6 protein-coding genes are annotated in these 3,845 nt (G+C 59.4%); 1 reads left to right on the top strand and 5 read right to left on the bottom strand.

All coding sequences use genetic code 11. From position 1 onward, the window contains the following. Positions 1-139: ATP-binding protein (locus tag AC5DC2_RS20915; RefSeq protein WP_491699887.1), on the top strand; the 139-nt coding region annotated here is incomplete at its 5' end. Positions 140-203: 64 nt separating this feature from the next. On the opposite strand, the gene AC5DC2_RS20920 is transcribed toward AC5DC2_RS20915, so the two are convergent. The 5 genes from AC5DC2_RS20920 to AC5DC2_RS20940 all read right to left on the bottom strand — a co-directional run. Then, complete coding sequence (locus AC5DC2_RS20920) at positions 204-1,841, bottom strand: alpha/beta hydrolase family protein (protein WP_491699882.1); 1,638 nt, start codon at positions 1,839-1,841, stop codon at positions 204-206. Positions 1,842-1,878: 37 nt separating this feature from the next. After that, positions 1,879-2,268 carry a hypothetical protein gene (locus tag AC5DC2_RS20925; protein WP_491699883.1) on the bottom strand — a complete coding sequence of 130 codons (390 nt, stop codon included), beginning with the start codon at positions 2,266-2,268 and terminating at the stop codon, positions 1,879-1,881. A gap of 8 nt (positions 2,269-2,276) precedes the next feature. Continuing rightward, positions 2,277-2,513 carry an ATPase, T2SS/T4P/T4SS family gene (locus tag AC5DC2_RS20930; RefSeq protein ID WP_491699884.1) on the bottom strand — a complete coding sequence of 79 codons (237 nt, stop codon included), beginning with the start codon at positions 2,511-2,513 and terminating at the stop codon, positions 2,277-2,279. A gap of 190 nt (positions 2,514-2,703) precedes the next feature. Continuing rightward, complete coding sequence (locus tag AC5DC2_RS20935) at positions 2,704-3,432, bottom strand: L,D-transpeptidase (RefSeq protein WP_491699885.1); 729 nt, start codon at positions 3,430-3,432, stop codon at positions 2,704-2,706. Further along, positions 3,429-3,845 (bottom strand): thioredoxin domain-containing protein (locus tag AC5DC2_RS20940; protein ID WP_491699886.1); only part of this gene is annotated, 417 nt, incomplete at its 5' end. The genes AC5DC2_RS20935 and AC5DC2_RS20940, both read right to left, overlap by 4 nt.

The raw sequence follows: 3,845 nt of genomic DNA on the forward strand, positions 1-3,845 counted from the left end.
GTATGAAATCATCGGCAATCCCACCATAGCCGATGCCATCCTCGATCGCCTCGTTCACAATGCCTATCGCATCGAATTAACGGGCGAAAGCATGCGCAAAAATCGAACTAACCCACCTGCGGATACAGCGCGGACTTGACCGGAAGGAAATCCCGAACCAAACATCCACACTGACCCAGGTTCAGCCCCAACGGTGGCCGGCTTCAAATCGGAATCCCGGCCGGAATGAAATTGGAATGGGTGGCCGCCTTCGTTTCGGAAAACATGGCCGGCTTCATCGGAATTCGCAGGAAGACGCGCGAGCGCATGACGACGAGGCCCTGGCAAGGGGGTGAAGGGCCGAAACTCAGACACCGGAATGACCGACAAACAGCCCCACGGACCGGAATTCTTGTCACAAAGGGCTCAGGCCGGGGTAATTCGAGGCGTCCGATTGCTTCCCTGGAACTGGACACCCCAGTCGCTGAGCGCTCAGGCGGCCTGAACCGCGGCCCTCGCCGGATGCTTACCTTACGAATGCCGTCAAACCATTCCGGAACTGTCTCTGCGTGCCCCATTGCATCACCGCCACCATACAGGCTGGACAGAAATGTTGCGCGGTGGCTGGCATTCTGAACCTGGACCCCCCTCATGTTACGTCCGCCAGTGGCCAACGCCATCTGTACCAGTTGTGGAGGCAGAGCTTCGTCGGCAGTGCCGAAGTAGAAAGAGACTGGCATTTCGAATTGCGTGTAAATCGTGCTGTTGCGTGCCAGATGGGAGAGGAAGCTCGTGTTGCTCGGCGCAGTGAACCGCTCAAAAAAACCGTCGACAAAAAACGCAGACGCCGTCGGCATGTCATCCTGTATCTTTGCGTCGAGCACGTAGTCGTGCCAGTAGGCTTCTGCGAATGCGCGGTGTTCGGAGCGGATAGCTGTATCGAACAGGTCCGGCACTTTGTAATAGGTGCGATAGCTGCCCAGTAGGATCACCAGGCAAGGGGTCATCCACGCAGGCACTGCCGGATATGGTTCCGCCCCCGATGACGAGAAATTCAGGCTGCCGCACCAGTAGCGCAGCGAATCTGGCAGATTGTTGAATGGACTCGCTGCGGCCACTGCATCTACGCGTATGCCCCGTCGGTGCAGCTCCAAACCCAACCATTGGGAGTTGAGCGCTCCCTGAGACCATCCATTGAGCAACAAACTCGAGGGGTGGATGCCTAGTGGCTCAAGCATGGACATGCCGGCATCAAGCACGTCATGACAGCACTGTACCGTCGCAGCGCGCACGGCATAGGCTTCGTTGCGACCGTCTCGATACGGTCCCTTGCCCAGATAGTCCGCTGCAATCACGACGTAGCCTTGCGCTGCCAACCGGTGCAGGATGAACAGGGTTTCAAGCGAGTCGACACCGTCCTGGAGCTTGTCTTGCGGGTCTGCAAGGCGCATGAGATTGGACGGCACCTGGTCGAAGGACAAGATGGTGCCGTGCTGCCAGGATACCACCGGTAGCGGGCCGCGCAGCCCAGACGGTGTGGCGAGCAAGCCGCTGACCTTGATCCGCTCACCGGTCTCGGGAATATGCGTGTAAGTCGTGATGCGCCGCAGTTCGATATCATAACGCGCTGCGTGATCCCCCTCCGAAAAAGAGGGGAGAACCTCGCCTTCATTGAAAACTGTGTAGAACTGCTGGGCCAAGGTATCCAAACGTTGCTTGCTCAACACGACAGGCTGTCCATCGTCGATACGCTGCCCGCCCAGTGTGCTGGCGCCCGCCTTGCCAGGCAGGTCGGCCACGGTTGCTACAGCAAGCGCCGCAATGGTTCGGCCCAAGGTGCCGATGGCTTTCCGGCGTGCCATGTTTGGCACCGGATGATCTGAGGATGTTGGTGCAGAGTCAGTGTGGTCTTCTCGCTGGGACATGGCTCAACTCAAAAGTTGAATAATATGAAATGTAGATATTATACCAAATTTTCCAACTGACTACGGTAAAACCAAGGGCCATTTCGGATTGCGGCATCACGGCAGCGGCCGGCAAGCATAGAAGCAAGATGATTGGCCAACAGACTAGCTTTCGAACAGCACGTTCTCCGACGCCGGCCTCATAGTTCTTCCGGTCCCTGACAGGGCGAAGGTACTTGGGAATTTTCATGTCTTCCTTCTTCGTGAAGACCGGACGCGGCAGCAATTGCCTGACGCCGTCATAGGACACTTTGCCCTCATCAACTTTCTGCTGTGCTGCGTCATGCATGGAGCGGGCAAGAACGCGGTCGGCCTGCTCCTGCATCAGACAGCTCACAACCTTGGGCCAGTCGCGAAGAGTTGGAGCGACGTGATCAGGTCGAACGCGCGCGCATCGCGTTCTTCGGCCGGAAAGTTCACAACCATTCGCCGCGAGCCTTCCGTCACCGAACCGGCATGCGTGGTGGTGTACACCAGGTGGCCGGTCAGACTGGCCTCAAGACATCCCTCGAGGGAAGCCTTTTCACGCGCCTCGCCCAGCGAAATAATACCAGGCGCGAAAATCGGCATAGGGGTTCGACGCCGATCGGCACAATAAGTCTTTGAAAGATTTAAAGCGTGTCGGGTCCGGATGCCGCGCCGAATGACAGTCGGGACGTTTTTCGCTCCGGCCTTCTGCAATTTTGATACTTGTTCCGTCTTGGCATTGCGTCGCCAAATTCGAAGTATCCCTGCGGGTCATTGACATATCTCTGCCCGCTCAGACAGGATTTGCACTCTTCAACCGGTCACCATTTCTCTGGTTGTTTTCTGCGCCGACAGCCGGTCCCCTCTGCCCCGTGGCGGGCAGGACGACGACCTTTGCGCCGTCCGGGACGCGGCGATAGAGGTCCATGACGTCCTGGTTCATCATCCGGATACAGCCCGACGACATTGCCTGACCGATCGACCACGGTTCGTTGGTGCCATGGATACGGTAGAGCGTGTCCTTGCCGTCTTCGAACAGATAGAGCGCGCGGGCGCCGAGCGGATTCGTCGGTCCGCCTTCCATGCCGCCCGCCCATTTCTGATAGGTGTCGGGATCGCGCTTGATCATGTTCTGCGTCGGCGTCCATGTCGGCCATTCGCGCTTGTAGGCGACATTGGCCGTGCCGGACCATGCCATGCCCGCGCGCCCCACGCCGACGCCGTAGCGCATGGCCTTGCCATCCGCCATGACGAGATAGAGGAACCGGTTTTCGGGATCGACGACAAGCGTGCCCGGCTGCTCGCCGGTCGGATCGTCGACAAGCTGACGCCGGAATTCGGGATCGAACTGCCTCAGATTGACGGCCGGCACGTTAAATGGCTCGTCGGTGACGGCGGCGTAGCGCGCATCCTCCAGCACCGGCTTCGGCGCGGGCGGCTGCGGGGGAGCGCCGGTCGACGCACAGGCCGAGAGCGCGGCGACCACGACGACCGGAAGGAACTTGATGGGGAGGTTTCTCATTCGACGCGCTCCCCGGCAGCGTGACGCCGTCTGGCCTCCGCCACCGATTCCTTGAAGCCGTCATAGTCGAGCGTCGTCGTCATCATCGGGCCGATCAGATAGGTCGGCGTCGAAATCAGGCCAAGCGCATCGCCCTGCTCCATCGTGCGCCCCAGAAGCGCCGCGATCTCGGCGTGGTGGCCGGTCACATCGTCCTGCAATTGCTGCATGTCCACACTGGTGGCGCGCACGGCTTCGAGCATCTGCGCCTCGGTAACCTTGTGGCCCGGAACGCCCATCAGCGCATGATGAACCTCTTCATACTTGCCCTGAAACTTGGCGGCGAGCGCCAGTTGCGCGCCATAGACGGAGGCTTCGGAAAGCACCGGCCAGTCCTTGTAGACGAGCCTGATATTGCCGTCCTCCTCGACGAT

The sequence above is a fragment of the Martelella sp. genome (assembly GCF_984369615.1).